General features: G+C 43.0%; 14 protein-coding genes, 1 tRNA gene and 1 pseudogene. 8 read left to right on the plus strand and 8 right to left on the minus strand.

The genetic code is table 11. The annotated features are described in order from the left end of the window. Positions 1 to 216 precede the first annotated feature (216 nt). Positions 217 to 438 (plus strand): hypothetical protein, encoded by a 222-nt coding sequence (locus tag C0582_00120; protein ID PLX30491.1) that lies wholly within the window; start codon positions 217 to 219, stop codon positions 436 to 438. 18 nt (positions 439 to 456) lie between these two features. Further along, the gene (locus C0582_00125) at positions 457 to 1,230 is read left to right on the plus strand and encodes a hypothetical protein (GenBank protein ID PLX30492.1); all 774 of its coding nucleotides are present in this window, start codon (positions 457 to 459) and stop codon (positions 1,228 to 1,230) included. Positions 1,231 to 1,296: 66 nt separating this feature from the next. On the opposite strand, the gene C0582_00130 is transcribed toward C0582_00125, so the two are convergent. Together C0582_00130 and C0582_00135 are read right to left on the minus strand one after the other, a co-directional pair. After that, complete coding sequence (locus C0582_00130) at positions 1,297 to 2,142, minus strand: bifunctional 5,10-methylene-tetrahydrofolate dehydrogenase/5,10-methylene-tetrahydrofolate cyclohydrolase (GenBank protein ID PLX30493.1); 846 nt, start codon at positions 2,140 to 2,142, stop codon at positions 1,297 to 1,299. 3 nt (positions 2,143 to 2,145) lie between these two features. Next, positions 2,146 to 3,906: a portal protein gene (locus C0582_00135; protein ID PLX30494.1), complete on the minus strand. Its 1,761-nt coding sequence runs from the start codon at positions 3,904 to 3,906 to the stop codon at positions 2,146 to 2,148. A gap of 232 nt (positions 3,907 to 4,138) precedes the next feature. Here C0582_00135 and C0582_00140 point away from each other — a divergent pair, with 232 nt between their 5' ends. Continuing rightward, positions 4,139 to 4,618: a hypothetical protein gene (locus C0582_00140; protein PLX30495.1), complete on the plus strand. Its 480-nt coding sequence runs from the start codon at positions 4,139 to 4,141 to the stop codon at positions 4,616 to 4,618. Here the strand turns inward: C0582_00140 and C0582_00145 are convergent. After that, positions 4,605 to 5,702, minus strand: a complete 1,098-nt coding sequence (locus C0582_00145) for a hypothetical protein (GenBank protein PLX30496.1) — start codon at positions 5,700 to 5,702, stop codon at positions 4,605 to 4,607. The genes C0582_00140 and C0582_00145 overlap by 14 nt on opposite strands. A gap of 182 nt (positions 5,703 to 5,884) precedes the next feature. On the opposite strand from C0582_00145, the gene C0582_00150 reads away from it, so the two are divergent. The 3 genes from C0582_00150 to C0582_00160 are packed head-to-tail and all read left to right on the plus strand — an operon-like array spanning position 5,885 to position 8,976. Further along, on the plus strand, positions 5,885 to 7,693 hold the full coding sequence (locus C0582_00150) for an aspartate--tRNA ligase (GenBank protein ID PLX30497.1): 1,809 nt from the start codon (positions 5,885 to 5,887) through the stop codon (positions 7,691 to 7,693). A gap of 29 nt (positions 7,694 to 7,722) precedes the next feature. Beyond that, complete coding sequence (obgE, locus tag C0582_00155; protein PLX30498.1) at positions 7,723 to 8,709, plus strand: GTPase ObgE; 987 nt, start codon at positions 7,723 to 7,725, stop codon at positions 8,707 to 8,709. A gap of 9 nt (positions 8,710 to 8,718) precedes the next feature. Next, positions 8,719 to 8,976: a DUF2312 domain-containing protein gene (locus C0582_00160; GenBank protein ID PLX30499.1), complete on the plus strand. Its 258-nt coding sequence runs from the start codon at positions 8,719 to 8,721 to the stop codon at positions 8,974 to 8,976. Between the two features lie 229 nt (positions 8,977 to 9,205). Here C0582_00160 and C0582_00165 read toward each other — a convergent pair whose 3' ends face one another. From C0582_00165 to C0582_00180, 4 genes are all read right to left on the minus strand, one after another. After that, on the minus strand, positions 9,206 to 9,565 hold the full coding sequence (locus C0582_00165) for a hypothetical protein (protein PLX30500.1): 360 nt from the start codon (positions 9,563 to 9,565) through the stop codon (positions 9,206 to 9,208). 548 nt (positions 9,566 to 10,113) lie between these two features. After that, complete coding sequence (locus C0582_00170) at positions 10,114 to 10,899, minus strand: hypothetical protein (protein PLX30501.1); 786 nt, start codon at positions 10,897 to 10,899, stop codon at positions 10,114 to 10,116. A 36-nt stretch (positions 10,900 to 10,935) separates the two neighbouring features. Further along, positions 10,936 to 11,011, minus strand: a tRNA-Arg gene (locus C0582_00175). Between the two features lie 51 nt (positions 11,012 to 11,062). Beyond that, positions 11,063 to 11,530: a hypothetical protein gene (locus C0582_00180; protein PLX30502.1), complete on the minus strand. Its 468-nt coding sequence runs from the start codon at positions 11,528 to 11,530 to the stop codon at positions 11,063 to 11,065. A 171-nt stretch (positions 11,531 to 11,701) separates the two neighbouring features. Between C0582_00180 and C0582_00185 the strand changes: the two genes are divergently transcribed. Both C0582_00185 and C0582_00190 read left to right on the plus strand, forming a co-directional pair. After that, a complete protein-coding gene (locus C0582_00185) occupies positions 11,702 to 14,863 on the plus strand; it encodes a hypothetical protein (protein ID PLX30503.1) in 3,162 nt (1,053 codons plus the stop codon). 124 nt (positions 14,864 to 14,987) lie between these two features. Beyond that, positions 14,988 to 15,478 (plus strand): annotated as a pseudogene (locus tag C0582_00190) (DUF1287 domain-containing protein). 70 nt (positions 15,479 to 15,548) lie between these two features. Here the strand turns inward: C0582_00190 and C0582_00195 are convergent. Beyond that, positions 15,549 to 16,301, minus strand: coding sequence for a hypothetical protein (locus C0582_00195; protein ID PLX30504.1), 753 nt, complete (start codon positions 16,299 to 16,301; stop codon positions 15,549 to 15,551). Between the last annotated feature and the right edge of the window lie 112 nt (positions 16,302 to 16,413).

Below are 16,413 nucleotides of genomic sequence, written 5' to 3' on the forward strand. Positions count from 1 at the left end.
AATATTGTGTTTATGCAGGCGATTGGGTTTTTGAGGAAGATTTGCTGGTGCGGTTTATGTCATATTCTCGCCATAAGTCCTTCAAAATCTATCCTTTAATAGGTTGGCGGATCAAGACGATTCTTCTATGTTGAGTGGGTGTGATGTTTTGGGCTATATTTTTTGGTAAAGTTGATATAAAATTAAATTAATTAATCGCTTTAAGGGGGCTTTTTTATGACTAAAAAATTTACATCATCTTATTTCTTCGCGTTTTTAGCGCTTTTAACCTTTGGATCGTCCGGTGTCGTCGAGGCTACGCCAAACAAGGGTTACTTTCAACGGTTTAAAGAATCAACAAGCGGGGCTTTCACATCTGCTAAAAACAAAGCATCTGGTTTAGCGGGTTCTGCCAAAAAAGGCTTTGCCAATAAGGTTTCTTCTTGTGGTACCAACTGAGCAAATGGTCAAGTAGGCATGGAAGCACTTTCTTATTGTGCCTTTACCCACTCACGTGTGCCGATTTGTATGGAAAAACTTGTGATTGAACTAGAGAATTACAAGAAGTATTTAAAGGAAAAACCCCAAGATTCTGCTGCGAACCTTTCAAAGCTCATGAACAGTTATTTTGAAGTAATGCCCATCAGCCGGGATATTCTTTTGCAAATGGCCAAGCAACGCAAGAGAATGGAGACGAAAAAAGAATATGCCAATGTTCTAATGATTCTAAAACACTATTATAAGCCCGTGATCTTGTCACACTTCTTCCAAACCACCAACTCACACTATGAAGAAACAGCTGAAAAAGTTATAGCCTCTCATGCGCACGCTTACTTTGTTGGGTATATTTTTCATGTGGATGGCGCCAGTGTGGCTGCTAAAGGCAAAGAGCGTATGGCCTATGGTTTCGTTCTACACACGCCGCGTAAATCAATGGATGGAAACAAAAACTTTACCGGGACATTGTTTGAAGTTCCTTACGAGAAAGCGCAAAGAGCTGGCTTAACCGATCCAAAAAACAAATTAGTTACATTTAGTAACCTTGAAAGGATGTATGGGGAAAATAAACAGATTACGATCACGAAAAAGACCAAAATGGGTAAGAAAACATATCGCTTGCCGATTACATCAAAAACAACCCATGTTTTGGAGTTAGGTGCAGATGCACCACCGCCTGCGCACCGGAATAGAAAACCAGCAAGGTTTATGACTGACTCGAGACCGCAGGACACTCAAAGCTCTTTAGTTTGAGCATTTTGATAGACTGAGATCTTAAAATGAAGATTAGGAAGAGGGAGGTTTAAAGCCTCCCTTTTTTTATGTATTCAACAGGTACGCTTTGACGCTGTTTTGAAGCAGGTTGGCAATGGTGGTGGGACCAACGCCGCCAGGAACGGGAGAGTAGGCGGCTGCCTTTTGAAGTAAGGTAGGCGTGTAGTTAATGTCACCGGTGACATGGCCTTTTTCTGAGATGATGCCGACATCGATGAGGCAGGCGCCTGGTTTAATATCCTCTGAAGTGATGAGACCGGGTTGGCCGGTGGCACTGACAAGGATATCAGCGTTTTGGCATAATTTTTGAAGGTCTTGCGTTTGGGAGTGAGCTTGAATAACGGTGCACCCTTCAGCGAGCAACAACTGAGCCATGGGCTTGCCCACCAAAACCGACCGGCCAATGACAAGGGCTTGAAGCCCTGAAAGGTTTGGGCGCCATTGGTGAATCAGCTGTAGACACCCTTGGGGTGTGCAGGGTTTGAGATACGTGTCCGTTTGAGGCGATTGCATCAAGCGCCCCAAGTTGACCGCCGTTAAGCCATCAACGTCTTTTGTGGGCGTGATGGTATTGATTAAAGCCATCGCATCAAGGGGAGAGGGCAGAGGTAGTTGAATAAAAATGCCATCAACGGTGGGATCTTTGTTGAGATCTTGAATTTGATGAATGAGGTCAGCTTGAGACGGAGGGGCGTCAAAGAAACGAATGGTCAGATCGACACCCACGTCTTTAGCGTGTTGTTTTTTGCTTCGAACATAGATCTGACTCCCTGGGTTGCTTCCTATCAAAAAGACCACCACATGCGGCGCGCGTTTGAAGGGCTTAACTTGTTCTGTTAGCCTTTCTTTGATCTGCTGAAGCAGGGCTTTTCCATCGAGCTTTAAGGGCATGAGTTATTCTGAAGCTGGCTTTTTCTTGAAAAGCTTATCAGGATTGAAGGGCGTTTTCCAATCTAAAGCCATGTCAGAGCAATCATCTTGCTTAAAGTGCTCTTGACGAAAGCGGCTAATGGTTTGATCGATTTGATCATCGGAAAAGTTGTAGAGATTGAGAACGCGCGCTGCAAGCTGCAGGCTGGGAGCGTAGGCTTCCGGCATGATCGGGTTGGCGTTTACTTCGTAAAGGGCAAGTGCCTGCATTTTATTCCTCACCCGTGCAAAAATCGGCACATCTGGAGAATTTCGACGGATGAGTTTAACGGATCTGAGAGTGGCATTAAAATCACCCAGGGTGATGATGATGGCTTTGGCGCGATCGGCCCCTAAAGCGTGGTATATCTCTGAACGGCGACTGTCACCGAAGAAAACCTGGGCGCCATGCTCTTCCCGCCCCAACGTGACGTTCCGCATGTTGTTATCAAAAGCAACGATGGGAATCAAACGATCCATCAGGATTTTGTAGATATAATGGCCGACATTATCAAATCCAACGATGATTAGGTGACGCTGTAGATCTTTTGATTCTTCTTCAGCCCGTTTCAGAGCAACCCCGATGGGAGAGGGGAGAAGGCCACCAATGACCTTACCAAGAGTGGCAAGGTAAGGGGTTAACGCCATGGTGATAAAAACAGAGGCGTTCACAATTTGAACGATCAGGCTGGGTATTAGATTATTCTCAATTGCTTGAGCGAATAAGACAAAGACAAACTCACCGCCACCAGCGGCAATCAAACCTGTTTTAACGGATGTTTTGATCGGCACGCGAAAGAGGTAGCAAAGCCCGGTAATGATTATGAATTTCAGGACAATCAACCCCATTGCTCCCAGCAAAACCGCATCTGCAAATTTGAAAATGATATCCGGGTTGATGTTCATCCCAATGGTCATGAAGAAAAGACCCAGTAAAATTGATTTGATGGGCTTGATATCCGCTTCAATTTGGTAGGAGTATTCTGTTTCAGCCAAAAGCAACCCAGCTAAAAAAGCCCCTAACTCGTGTGAGAGGCCAACATATCCAGTGGCAAAACTGATGGAGAGTAAAATAAAGAATGTTGTTGCCACAAATAATTCTTGGTTACGCGTCGAGGCCACAGCCCGATAAATAGGTCGCAGCAGGAACCGACCAACCAACGCAATCCCAATCAGGACAACAAGGGCTTTGACTAATGTCTTGCCTAATGTGGGCCAGATATTGACTGTTTCTCCGGCAACGGTGTTGACCCAGATGAGTAAAAAAACCACCGAAATATCTTGAGCAAGCAAGATCGAAAAACTAATTTGGCCTGTGCGCGTGCTCAGTTCGTTTCGATCGGAGATGACTTGTAAAATTATAGCGGTTGAAGACAAAGCTAAGCCACCACCAATGAGGATGGCGAGCGTTGAATTATGGAGCCAGAAATAATAAACCAAAGTTCCAATCAGTGTACTGGTGAGCGCGACCTGTAAAAGACCAAGGCCGAAGACATATTTTCTAAGCTCAACGAGCCGGTCCCAGGAGAGTTCGAGGCCGATCCCAAAAAGCAAAAAGATAATCCCTGCTTCGGCCCAATGATGAGACGCTTCAACGCCGGTTATTAGGTTAAAGACGTGTGGGCCAATAAAGACACCCACCAGAAGATATCCAAGAACGGGAGAAAATTTAGCCCGTCGCGCTGTAAAATCTACGACGATTGTTAACGCAAGAAAGATTAGAATGTCTTGATATGCTTCTAGCACGGATGTGTCCTCATTTTTATTAAAGTAGAAAATTAGGTTTTTGATTGCAATGAATTTTTATCGACTTACTCTAAATAGTTTTTACCAGGCGTGTTTATTTATGGTATAAATTATGACTAAGTATTAAGTGCGGCGAGGATCAAATTTACACCTTATTGCTGATTGTGACCTTTGGCTCTTATGCGTACTTAATTAGACACATGATTGTTGGCGGCGCGTCCGACTTTATCCTTTGACGTGGTTTCTCTGGGGGTTTGTTGCTCTTATTGTTTATTTATCTCAAACGTTGGATAATGCCGGTCGAGGGGCGCATGCTTCTTTATTGACGTGTCTTTTTTTGCTTTTAATAGCGACCATTAGCCTTGTCCGCGGCTACAAAATGACGTGGCGGCAAAAAGATACATTCATTCTGGTTTTTTCCCTTGCTGCTGTGGCGCTTTGGTTTTTTTTAGACAACCCAATTTATAGTGTGTTGGTGTTGATCTTTGTGGAGTTTACTGCCTTTGTGCCGACCTTTGTGAAGGGCGTCAAAGATCCAATTAGTGAATCTGCTTTTTTTTATTTCTTGGCCAGCTTGAAATATTTCTCATCTCTATTTTCGTTTGATGTCTACACAAAGTCAAGTGTCCTGTATCCAGTCTTTGCGGTGATATGTTACTTATCTTTTGCAGTGATACTTTTTTGTTTGAGGCGAAAATTTAGTGCGTACTGATGACTCTGGTTAACGCTTCTTCTGTTTTGGCATCGAAGAGATGGGCAGCCTCTGGATTTAGGCGAAAATGCATGGTATCTCCGATTTGCACAGAATGGTCGCCGGCGGTCCGTACCATGATTGATTTACTGCTTTGGGGCAGAGTGATATAGGCATAAATCTCGCTCCCTAAATGTTCGATGATGCGGACCTTGCCGCTGATCAAGCCTTCTTTTTCAGAGCACTCTTCGAATTGTTCTGGGCGAATTCCCAGAATCGCTTTTTTAATATTTTTATCAACTTTGGCAGCGATGGTCACTGTTTTATCGGAAGGAAGCGTTACTTTGACTTTTCCTTCAGCGCTGCTTTGAGCTTTGACGCTAATGAAATTCATACGCGGTGAGCCCAAAAATCCTGCCACGAATAGGTTCTTGGGGTTGTGGTAAAGGTCAAGGGGTGTGCCAACTTGTTCAACCCGCCCCCCTTGAAGAACAACGATTTTGTCTGCAAGTGTCATGGCTTCTACTTGGTCGTGGGTCACGTAAATCATGGTTTTATTGAGGCGGCTTTTCATGCGTGCAATTTGCATACGCATCTCAACCCGCAAACCAGCATCAAGGTTAGAGAGAGGTTCATCAAACAAAAACACCTGTGGGTCACGGACAATCGCCCGGCCAATAGCGACACGCTGGCGTTGACCGCCTGAAAGCTGCTTAGGCTTGCGATCAAGCAAGGTATCAATCTTCAAGATCTCAGCAACGTCATGAACTTTTTCTTTGATCAAGGCTTTATTGCCAATGTTGCGAATGCCAAAGGCGATGTTGTTGTAAACCGTCATGTGGGGATACAACGCATAAGATTGAAACACCATGGCAATCCCCCGTTTGGCGGGTTGCTGGGCGTTGACACATTGATCACCAATAAGAATCTGGCCGCTGTTGACATCTTCTAGGCCAGCAATGAGCCTGAGAAGAGTCGATTTACCACAACCAGAGGGACCCACAAAAACACAAAACTCGTGATCTTCGATGGTTAGGTTAATGTCGTGCAAAACCTCGGTGTGATCAAAAGATTTTTTTATGTTTTTCAGTTCAACGCGGGCCATAAGCTACCTGATGCTTTCAATATTTAGAAATTTATACACGGTTCTTGCGTGTGGGCAAAGAATTTTCCTGAAATATTTTATTTTTTTTGTGATGCTGTTTTAAGAGGTAAGCGACAATTATCTTGATTCAAAGGGCTTATTTTCCTATAAAACATAGTGTAAAAATAACTTTAGGATTTTGCATGTCCCTTCATCCATACCGATCTCATACCTGTGGTCAACTGTCAACGACTGAGGTTGGTGACATCGTTCGCCTATCCGGTTGGGTGCATCGTAAGCGTGATCATGGGCATTTGTTGTTTATTGATCTTCGGGATCATTACGGTATTACACAATGTGTGATTGATTCAACCAACCCCCTTTTTGCGTTGGCGGAAGAAAGCAAGCTTGAAAGCTTGGTAACTGTCTCAGGAGAGGTGGTGAAGAGAACGCAGCAAACCATTAACTCAGAGTTAAAGACGGGTGAAATTGAAGTCAAAATAACGGGCATTCATACCGAATCTCCCTGTGTTGATCTGCCCATACAGGTCAACAGCGATGGACCCTACTCTGAAGAAATCAGATTGAAGAACCGTTTCTTTGATTTGAGACGAGCAAAGCTACACAACAATATTGTGCTTAGAAGTAAGGTTCTTCAACGCACCCGCGCGTTAATGGTTGAACAAGGCTTTCTCGAGATTCAAACACCCATTTTAACAGCCAGTTCACCAGAGGGCGCTCGCGACTTTCTGGTGCCAAGCCGTTTACATCCTGGAAAATTTTACGCCCTTCCCCAGGCGCCGCAGCAATTCAAACAGCTGTTAATGATTTCTGGCTTTGATCGCTATTTTCAAATAGCGCCTTGTTTCCGGGATGAAGATGCGCGTGCTGACCGGTCGCCGGGTGAATTTTACCAGTTAGATATGGAAATGTCTTTTGTCACTCAAGATGATGTATTTAATGCCCTGGAGCCGGTTCTCTATAAAATCTTTACAGAATTCAGTGATAAAAAAGCTTCCCCGTATCCTTTTAGGCGCATCTCTTATCATGATGCCTTGCTGAAATATGGTAGTGATAAGCCAGATTTGCGGAACCCTCTTTTAATTGGCGATGTCACAGATGCCTTCCGAGGGTCAGGGTTTTCAGTTTTTGCTAAGCTCATTGATTCAGGGTCGGTGGTTCATGCCATTCCAGCACCTGCAACTGCTTCACAACCGCGGCGCTTTTTTGACCAACTTAATGCTTGGGCGCGTGACCACGGTAAGCCGGGGCTTGGTTATATCACTTTTGAGGATGCGGAGACGAAAGGTCCAATTGCGAAACACTTGGATGAAATGCGTTTGAATCAGATCAAGAGTTCTTTAAATGTCGGTTCTGGAGATAGTGTTTTTTTTGTATGCGATAAACCAGGCGCTATTTCCGAATTTGCCGGTGCTGTTCGAACAAAAATAGCAGAAGAGTTGGATTTGATCAAAAAAGATACCTTCGAATTTTGCTGGATTGTTGATTTCCCGATGTATGAATTGAACAAACAAACAGGAAAAATAGACTTTAGCCACAACCCATTTTCAATGCCGCAGGGTGGAGAAATGGCCCTGATTAATCAACATCCATTGAGTGTGAAGGCGCAACAATATGATATTGTTTGTAACGGTATTGAGCTTTCCAGTGGCGCGATTCGGAACCATTCTATTTCAACGCTTTATAAAGCATTTGAGATTGCTGGATACACCCCAAGTCAAGTTGATGAGAACTTTCCAGGGATGGTTAATGCCCTGAAATCTGGCGCTCCGCCGCATGGTGGATGTGCCCCTGGCTTTGATCGAATCATGATGTTGCTTGCCGATGAACCAAACCTTCGAGAAGTCGTTGCCTTTCCCATGAACCAGAAAGCAGAAGATTTGCTTATGGGCGCGCCGAACGAAGTGACCGATGACCAGTTAAAAGAACTTGGTTTAAAAAAATTGCCACCAAAAAGTCCAAAATCATCCATCAATAGTGTACAAAATTAGATGGACCTGAGGGTTAGAAAGCCATAGACATGCAATTTCTCGACGAAGCAAAAGTATACGTTCAAAGTGGTGCTGGCGGTGATGGCTGTGTAAGCTTTCGCCGGGAAAAGTTCATTGAATTTGGCGGCCCGGATGGTGGCGATGGTGGACGAGGGGGCGATATTATATTTAAAGCCGTTCCCAGCTTAAACACCTTGATTGATTTTCGCTATCAACAACACTTCAAGGCCGAGCGGGGCCAAAATGGTGCGGGCCGGCAGCGCACGGGGCGATCTGGCAAAGACCTGGTTTTAGAGGTCCCGGTGGGCACGCAAGTGATTGCGGATGACAAAAAAACCATCTTGATTGATTTAGATGCGCCGGATCAAGAAGTTGCGTTGTTAAAAGGCGGGCAGGGCGGCAAAGGCAATATTCATTTTAAATCTTCAGTGCAGCAAGCGCCCAAACGCGCCACCTCAGGCGAGGTGTTTCAAAGCATGTGGGTCTGGCTGCGCTTGAAGCTTATTGCTGATGTGGGGATTATTGGGTTGCCAAATGCCGGAAAGTCAACATTCCTTAGAACGGTTACCCGAGCTAAACCAAAGGTTGCAGATTATCCTTTCACTACTTTGCACCCCCAGCTTGGCGTGGTGAGAATTAACCATGATGAATTTGTGATTGCAGACATTCCAGGCCTGATTGAGGGGGCCCATCAAGGTGTTGGCTTGGGAACAAGATTTTTAGGACACATTGAGAGATGCCGCGTTTTGCTGCATGTGATTGATGCGTCAGCTGAGGATGTTATCAAGTCTTATCAAACCATTCGCCATGAAATTTCATCATATGGTTGTAATCTTGAGAATAAAAAAGAAATCATTGCTTTGAATAAAGTGGACCTTCTATCCCAATCCGAGCTGATGGATAAAATTCAAGCTTTGGCTGATCATGTATCTGCTGAAGTTTTACCTTTGAGCACCAAAACAAATAAAGGTGTAGAGACCATTTTAAAGCTTTTATTGAAACACAAAAATACATAAGAGGAAAACATGTCATCGATTTCATCAGACCAACTGAAAAACATTATTGAAAAAATTGAACGCCTTGAAGAAGAAAAGGCAACGGTTTCAACCGATATCCGCGAAGTATATGCCGAGGCAAAATCCATTGGGTATGACCCTAAGACCATTCGCCAAGTTGTTAAGATACGTAAAATGGATCAAGATGATTTCCAAGAACAAGAAGCATTGCTTGATACGTATATGAATGCGTTGAAAATGAGACCCGGATCGTCTTCTGATTCCTAAAATCCGCCACCAAATAAATCCTGAAAAACTAAGTGCGGCTTAGGATCGGTTTTAAGCTGCACCCATGGCCCTTGCCTACATCCCGTGTTTTGCATTAATGTATAATTAAGTAAGCACGGATATGCGGTGTTCATACAAACCTATAGGAGGCCTGAGATTTTCACCCCAGAGTAAAGGGGCTCATAAAATAAAGATCTTATAACAGCCCCCCATACGCTTTGAAAAGATTTTACTCAGAAAATTTTCGGTAGAAGATAATTCCCACCACAAATGCAATCAGGTATTGAAAAAAAGTTAAGACCTGTTGGTACTTGAGGAGAGCTAACTTTTGGGATTTTTCTTCTTCACGCATCTCCTTTAACTGGTCCGCAGACATTTTTTCCAGGTCTAAATATTCAACTTTATCATCTTCTTTTTTCCTTTTAAGCTCGGCTTTATAATGTGCATTATCTTTATATTTTTCAAAAAGATGATTGTTGCGAATTTCAGTAAATAAATAATCTATAGAGCTATTTACCATCCCCATTATGCCAATAATCATAACGATGACGGTGATAACAGGCACCAATCTGATATAAGGTTTTGTCATTTTTTTCCATTTTTATTTAAAAAATAGCATTCTATTATAGTAATCGTCAACGACTTCCCTGAAGATACGCCCACTAAACAGGTAATCCGGCGAGTATTTTTTTTTATTAAACGTTCTGGAAACGGATTAAAGAGTGTAGTGCCCCTGGTTTAGCAAGCAGATTTTAAGAGAGTATTTGTGGTCATATTTTTTCTGTAGTTTTGTTCAAAAGTATATGCCGAGGCAAAATCCATTGGGTATGACTCTAAGACCATAACACAGTTGTTTTGAAAGATCGTCATAACCTTAGACAAGCTTACAAAGACTGGAGTAGCGCTGCTCAACAAGTCGGCAGAGAACTTGGTCATGCTTTTCATACAGGAGCATCCTATGAAACTCCTTCAAAAAAAGGGGCGAAACAAAAAAATTAAGACTGTCTGAAAAACACAGGCATAAGATTAAATTCTGTTTCTAAATTAAAGCAAAATCTTTTTTAAGGTTTGGCTTTCTTTAGTTGTCACTGATTTAATTGTAGCTGATTTAGCTGTGACTGATTTAGTTAGCATTGATTATAAGAAGATAGGGCTCTCATATTCGGTGTCTAGTGACTCGTCAAATAGGAGCAGGTCTTCCAGAGTTTTGCTTTTAGTAGTGGGTGTTACAGCGCCTTTTGATAAGAGATTCAGTAAACAGTCACAGGCAGAAACCACTTTGTCAAAGGGATTGATGTCATGGTTCGCAAGAGTATCCATAAGTTTATGAGCGTAACCCAATATTTCTGAGGCTTCTAAAGGACCAAGGTTATACGTGGCATGCATAAGTTTAATCTGTGCCAAGGCTGCAACGAAAGCGCCCAACTTATCATGGGGCACCCTATTAACCTGGCTCAGAATTTCTATTTTGATGCTCTGAGATAAGGGGGATGGCATGAGTGTTTGGGTGTAAAAATCAATGAGAAGATGGACTTTTTTGTTGCGAGTATAATGAAGAACGGTGTTGAAAATAGAATACACGGCAAGGGGATCGGATGTCAGGCCATTAGAAAGAAAATACGTTGTGTCTAAAAGATGTTGTTCCTCTTCTTCTGTCACTGTTTTAAGGGTTTTATTTGTCCAGAAAGCTTTTATAAAACTTTGATAGTTTGTAGCTGGATAAAGATCAGCGAGTCTTGGTCTTGTTGTTCTTAAATTCTCAAACTCTTGTTCTGTGGATTCAGTTAATTGATAACGGTTAGCAACATTATCCAATAAGCTGATCGAAGACAGGACCAAAAACTGAAAGAAGGTTTTGATTATCTTATACAAAACGTTTCTTTTTTTATGCAAACCTAGCAACACAAAGCTTTTACCTCCCATGGTCAATAATCATCGGATGTGATTATCAACATATTTTGGCGCGCCCGGGAGGATTCGAACCCCCGACCTTAAGCTTAGAAGGCTTCTGCTCTATCCACTGAGCTACGGGTGCCAAAATATAGAGGTAACTTAAGACAGGTAGGTGATTTTTTCCAGCGTTTTTTTACGCTGACTCATCAATTTGATGGTCGGGTTTATGGTCTGTCGGCCATGGATCAGAGACATCGCGCAGCCTGACATGAAGATCTTTGCAGTGTATTCTTATCAGGCCATTATCAGAGAAGTGACAGATAATGGTATTTTTTTCAAATTTAATGGCGAGGAGGTTGTGATGTTTTTCGAAGGCCATTGGATCAATTTTTTCAAATTCAACAGAGGTGACCTGGTCAAAAACCACCATTGAAAAAACGCGCTCATACTCATCGGCGGGGGTGGGATTATGAGCCAGCTCCCAACAAAATCGATTGGCCAAAAATGAAAAATGACCTGACTCAGCATCATGCTTGAAGGTTTTATTGGTGACGATGCTATCTTGCAATAAGGTCGAAATGATGTGGAGATCCTCAGCGTCTTTCGCGACAATCTTGATAACTTGGTACAGGGGATTGGGTGAGTCGGTGCTATCTGACATGAAATTCCTAAATCTTATCTTTTAAAGAATACCATGGATTCTTCTGAAATCAAACAACCAGAGATAGACGGTTGATGAGTTTGATCCGTTGGGGTCTGATAAATTATTCTCTTGTCTTACAAGGGTGCACATTCTAGCATATAAATTGTTATTTACTTAAGGGAGGCAATCTTGCGTTTAATTCTTTTGCACATTCTACTTGCGGTTTCATGTATTCAAGTATCCGCCAATTGTAGTCTGGACTTGCGTGACTATATTGCCCAGACAAAAAGCACCCCAACATGTGCCGAGTATTTTGTGAAAGACTTGAGAAAAGGCCAGCAAAGCAAAACCCTCCTAGAATTAAACTTACTTGGTGAGAAAGCAGATCGAAACGTTGTACTTGGGCTTTTAGTGCTAGCTACAAAAGGTGTTGGGTACGATGAAACCATCGCCAATGCTTATGAGCAATTTCAAGGAGAGCTCAATAAGGTTACGAAGAAAACCAAAAAAACCAGTGATGTCTATGTCTTGAAGCAGTTTTTTGTTGAAGTAAAAAAACGCTTTGACGAGCATAATAAATTGTCTGATGTTGCCAAAGAAATCAAGTTCCGAGAGCCAAGACAGCAACCCCAAAGAAAGCAAGTTACCATTGATTTTAGCAAGTTGAGGGCGGCCCCATGTATGCGTAATTTGGATGCAACGGTGATGCGGATGTTGGGTAATGATGAGGAGGCAACTGTTTGCGCCGTACAATTTAGAAGTGCTTTAAACACGGCTGGAAAAAGGAATTCAATTGTTTCTGACTACAACAAAAAAGCATCCAAATTATCGGGTCAGGTTTTTAAAGTCGATGCTGACTTAGCGCCACATAAAGCAAATAAAGCCACCGACGGCAAGGTTGAAATGAGTTATAAGGGCGTCATTCAAGGAGTGATCAAAGCCGCCACGGCGCGGCAGAAATTTTCCAATGTGCGCATTGCACGGATTTTGCAAGTGCAAGGATTGTCATTAGAGAATTTGCCAACCTGGGAAACACAAGATCCTAACACGGCCCCTAAGCAGACCCCTCGGGCAGGAATGGATCCAGCGCTTTTGCGTGAGATTCAGGGATACGATAAGAATCAGTTAAAGAAAGTTGAGATAAAGGTTAAACTAACTTTATTAGAGCAGATCCGACGTTTTGTTGGCCCCTTGAAGGAAGTTACAAAACCAAAAAACACACATCAAAAACCCGTTGATATTCGCCTGGACCCTAAAATTGCACAATTTTTGAAAACATTGTTTTCAAGCTTGCCGCGAGAGCTTGGACCCCCTCAGAACCAAATTGTTCCCTATCAGCCAAAACAGCAGCCTGAACCCGTTATGGTAACGGTGATTTTGCCTGAAGGATTTAAAGTGTTGCATTATGGCGCGCCCAAAAACGACACACCTAAAACGGCTGAAGAAAGGGGGCTGGTAATTGTTCCTTATCGTGGTGGTCAAGCTGGCAACACACCTGCGCCGGATCGCGTTCATACAACTGTGATTCCTTCGGGAACAATCCTAAAGCTGCAGGGTGTTATGGGTAAGATTCTTAAAAATAAGCCTCTTAAGCCCTTGGAGGTGCGTGACGTTAAAGATCTACTACGAACGCTTATTATTTTGCCGCCGGCAAGTCCAGGGCCCATGCGCGCTTTGCCAGCGCCTGGAGAGAAAAGCAGAACGTCTTTAGAAGATCAGGATGATTGGTTTAGGAGGCCTGCGGAAGTTGGGGGGAAAGATTCTTTTTCAGCTGCTAGGACGAGGACGCCACAGGCACAGCCAGCACCAAAAAAAACGGCGTCTAAAAGACAGTTAGCATTACCAGCCCCTAAAAGACAGTTAGCGTTGCCGGCCCCAGAAGAGAATATGGTTTGTTTGACGGGTGGTTTGAGCGAGGCCTTAAAAGAAGTCTATTCTGGCCAGATAGATCCCTGGTATCGAAAAAGATGTGCCGGCCAGATTCTCCAGCGCATATCAGCTGATTTGTCAAATCCTCATACATTACAGGGCGACATGATGGCGTTAACGGTCGCTGATAAAAAAGCGGTTTCAGACTATCTTCAGAATATGAAAGAGGGTAAAAGACCAGTCAATCAAACTCGGTTGATTGTTCGAAAACTGATTGAGGGAAAAACAAATCAGCAGCAACCAGGAGAATATGCTGAAGAAAAGGCTGGAGGCGTTATTGCTTTGCCTTATAAAAGCAACACCCCCCCATCCTCTGCGACAAGAAAAAAGACCCTTGAAATGCGGAGACGAGGTGAGAAGATTCAGCCAGCAAAGTATCCAGGAGCAGCAGGTAGACAATCTTCTCAAGGTTCAAGGCTTGCGGCTATAAAAGAGCAATCATCTGGCGTGATGAAAGGGCAGTGTTCGGCATCGAGTGCAGGTGGAATTCTGCAAGAATTATATGATGGTGATTTAGCCTGCGCAGAGCTTGCGAAACAACAGTGGCAGTCTAATACTGGTAGCATAGGAGTATTCAAGGAAAAGTTAAATGAGACTCAGGTGCGGGTGGTTGAGAGGGTTATGAACCATCAACTCACGCACCTTAGACGACTTAAGACGGGCACGGGCCCTCAAGCTGGTAAATTAGACCGATCAGATGAGATGTCTTTTCAAAATATTTTAGAAAGATTAAAAAAAGGCACACTCGGATCCAAGCCCAAACAACCACGTTTGAATGTGTGTCCACCCTTTCTGGAACGCGCCCTTTCATTTATTTTAGATAGCCGTCAGGGCGATAGCAGAAAAGAGTGTTTCGAGCAGATGAAAAACCTTGTCAATAATACTGAAAATCCAAACACGAAGCCAAGTGAGGCGGAACTATCTCTGGGTAGTCAACTTGCCCTTTTAACAGAGCAACAGTACCGCAATGTGGAACTGTTCATTACGACACTTGTTGAAAATAAGGAAATTACTAAGCAACAAAAGCAGCAGGCGCTTGAAGGATTATTGTTGAATTTAAGCACCAAAAGAACGCCAAAAAAACGGACGTATGACAGCAGGTTGGCTGAGGATGATGAAGAAAGAATTAAAGAATTATATGAGCTTAATAAGAAAGTTGAAAAGTGCGGTCAAGACTATAGTGACACGTTAAATATTCTGCGATCTCCATGGACAACCGAAGAAATGAAAAAACGATGTGCTGGATTGGCTTTGGCAGTTCTGGACGGGAATAATAAAACGAATTTTTATGAGACGCTTGGTAAGCTTGGAACGAGTGGTACTGCAAAACAAAAAGAGGACGTGCAAACCTTTTTTGGCCAGTTAAATCAAATTCATTCTGGGAAAATACTGACACTCGTTACTGACCCAATGAGGGTATAAATCTTTGTTACGTACAGTTTTTATTTTTCTTTTGATATTAACCACCTTTAATGTCAGCTCTGATTGGAGCGCGGTGGATGCAGCCAAACTCGTTGCTGCGGCCCGAGATCAAATTGGTGTGACTATGACCTATGATCCTGGTTATCAGACTTTAAAGTATCCCATGGGAGATGTGGCCGCTAAACAGGTGTGTGCTCGGATGTGGTGGTTCGAGCGCTCCGCTCTTGTTGTGGCATTGATTTACAAAAAGACATTCATGAAGATATGAAAAGCAATTGGGCGCGTTACCCAAAACTTTGGGGGTTGAAGCGACCCGATAAAAACATTGATCATCGGCGCGTGCCTAATATAATGACAATATTTGAACGAAAAGGATTGAAATGTGCAGCAGAGTCAAAGGTCAAACCTGGTGATGTTATGGTTTGGGATATCTCTGAGGATCAGAAATCTGCACCATTAGTTCATATTGGTATTGTATCGGAGGTGAGTCAAGAGGGCGTAATTTTGGTTGTTCATAACATTGGCGCAGGTGCGGTTGAGCAAAATTTAACTGCTTATGTCATTGGCGATCATGCCCCATGGAAGATGTTAGGGCATTATCGTCTGGCTGATTGAGCTGTGTATTTTGAGCAGGGTTGGACTGAACAAGTTGTGCAAATCACCTGTGCAGGTTTTAAAAGGTTTCTTAAGACAGCTCATAGGTTAAGTGGCTAACCACCCGAACCTTTTTCATGATCGATGCTTCCTCAGGATCATTGCTGCTCATTGGATTTGAAATAGAGAAAGTGCCTTGGTTAGCTTTGATAATACTACCCACCTTTGCACCTGCATCTTGGGCTAATTTAGAGGCCATGTTACGAGCGCTTTGCACCGCTTCAGCTAGCAGTGCTGGGCGATATTGGTCAAACGCGGTGAGAATGTATCTTGGATTCGCCTCTCTAGTGCCATAATTATGGTGATTTTCGTTGACCATCTTAATACCCTTATCCAGCAAAGTCGTTGTTTGTTTTGCGGCGGTTGCGACTTTATCTACATTATTAGACTGTAAGATGAGCTTAGAGTTAATCACATGCTTAGAGTTGGTCACAACGTCTTTTTGGAGTTTGCTGTCATAGCGACTCTCTGTTTTGATAGAAGGGACGGGAGGGCTGAAAGAGAAGTCTTCTGTGCTGAAATTTTGGTTTTTCATAAAGAGGCTTAAGGCTTCAGTGTCTTTGTGAAATTTTGCTCGGGCTTCATCAAATGTTTTTCCTTCTGATTCAAACACAATGGTCCAGAAAACTTGATTAGCTTTAATTGTTTTTTCTCCTATGCCTTTTACATCTACTGATTTGACATGAGCTGAATTAAAGTGAATCAGCCCATTAGAGATAAAATAGCCAAAAGTAGCTATGGAAGCTGAAAAAATGAGGGTGTTAATTATCTTTTGATCAAACATTATTTTTCCTTAATTCACTAAAGAAAGGATAGCTTAGGCTATGATTGATATCAAGAGCTGTGTCATATTTACAGCGCTTTTCACTTGCATCGTTCAAAAGGAAGTGATAATC

The organism is Alphaproteobacteria bacterium (assembly GCA_002869105.1).
GTDB lineage: Bacteria > Pseudomonadota > Alphaproteobacteria > UBA7879 > UBA7879 > UBA7879.

Excerpts from the sequence above, each read along its gene's own strand:
- C0582_00150 (PLX30497.1), top strand. The coding sequence starts at position 5,885 with ATGTCCCTTCATCCATACCGATCTCATACCTGTGGTCAACTGTCAACG.
- C0582_00160 (PLX30499.1), top strand. The coding sequence starts at position 8,719 with ATGTCATCGATTTCATCAGACCAACTGAAAAACATTATTGAAAAAATT.
- C0582_00170 (PLX30501.1), bottom strand. The coding sequence starts at position 10,899 with ATGGGAGGTAAAAGCTTTGTGTTGCTAGGTTTGCATAAAAAAAGAAAC.
- C0582_00145 (PLX30496.1), bottom strand. The coding sequence starts at position 5,702 with ATGGCCCGCGTTGAACTGAAAAACATAAAAAAATCTTTTGATCACACC.
- C0582_00130 (PLX30493.1), bottom strand. The coding sequence starts at position 2,142 with ATGCCCTTAAAGCTCGATGGAAAAGCCCTGCTTCAGCAGATCAAAGAA.
- C0582_00165 (PLX30500.1), bottom strand. The coding sequence starts at position 9,565 with ATGACAAAACCTTATATCAGATTGGTGCCTGTTATCACCGTCATCGTT.
- C0582_00180 (PLX30502.1), bottom strand. The coding sequence starts at position 11,530 with ATGTCAGATAGCACCGACTCACCCAATCCCCTGTACCAAGTTATCAAG.
- C0582_00195 (PLX30504.1), bottom strand. The coding sequence starts at position 16,301 with ATGTTTGATCAAAAGATAATTAACACCCTCATTTTTTCAGCTTCCATA.
- C0582_00125 (PLX30492.1), top strand. The coding sequence starts at position 457 with ATGGAAGCACTTTCTTATTGTGCCTTTACCCACTCACGTGTGCCGATT.
- obgE (PLX30498.1), top strand. The coding sequence starts at position 7,723 with ATGCAATTTCTCGACGAAGCAAAAGTATACGTTCAAAGTGGTGCTGGC.
- C0582_00120 (PLX30491.1), top strand. The coding sequence starts at position 217 with ATGACTAAAAAATTTACATCATCTTATTTCTTCGCGTTTTTAGCGCTT.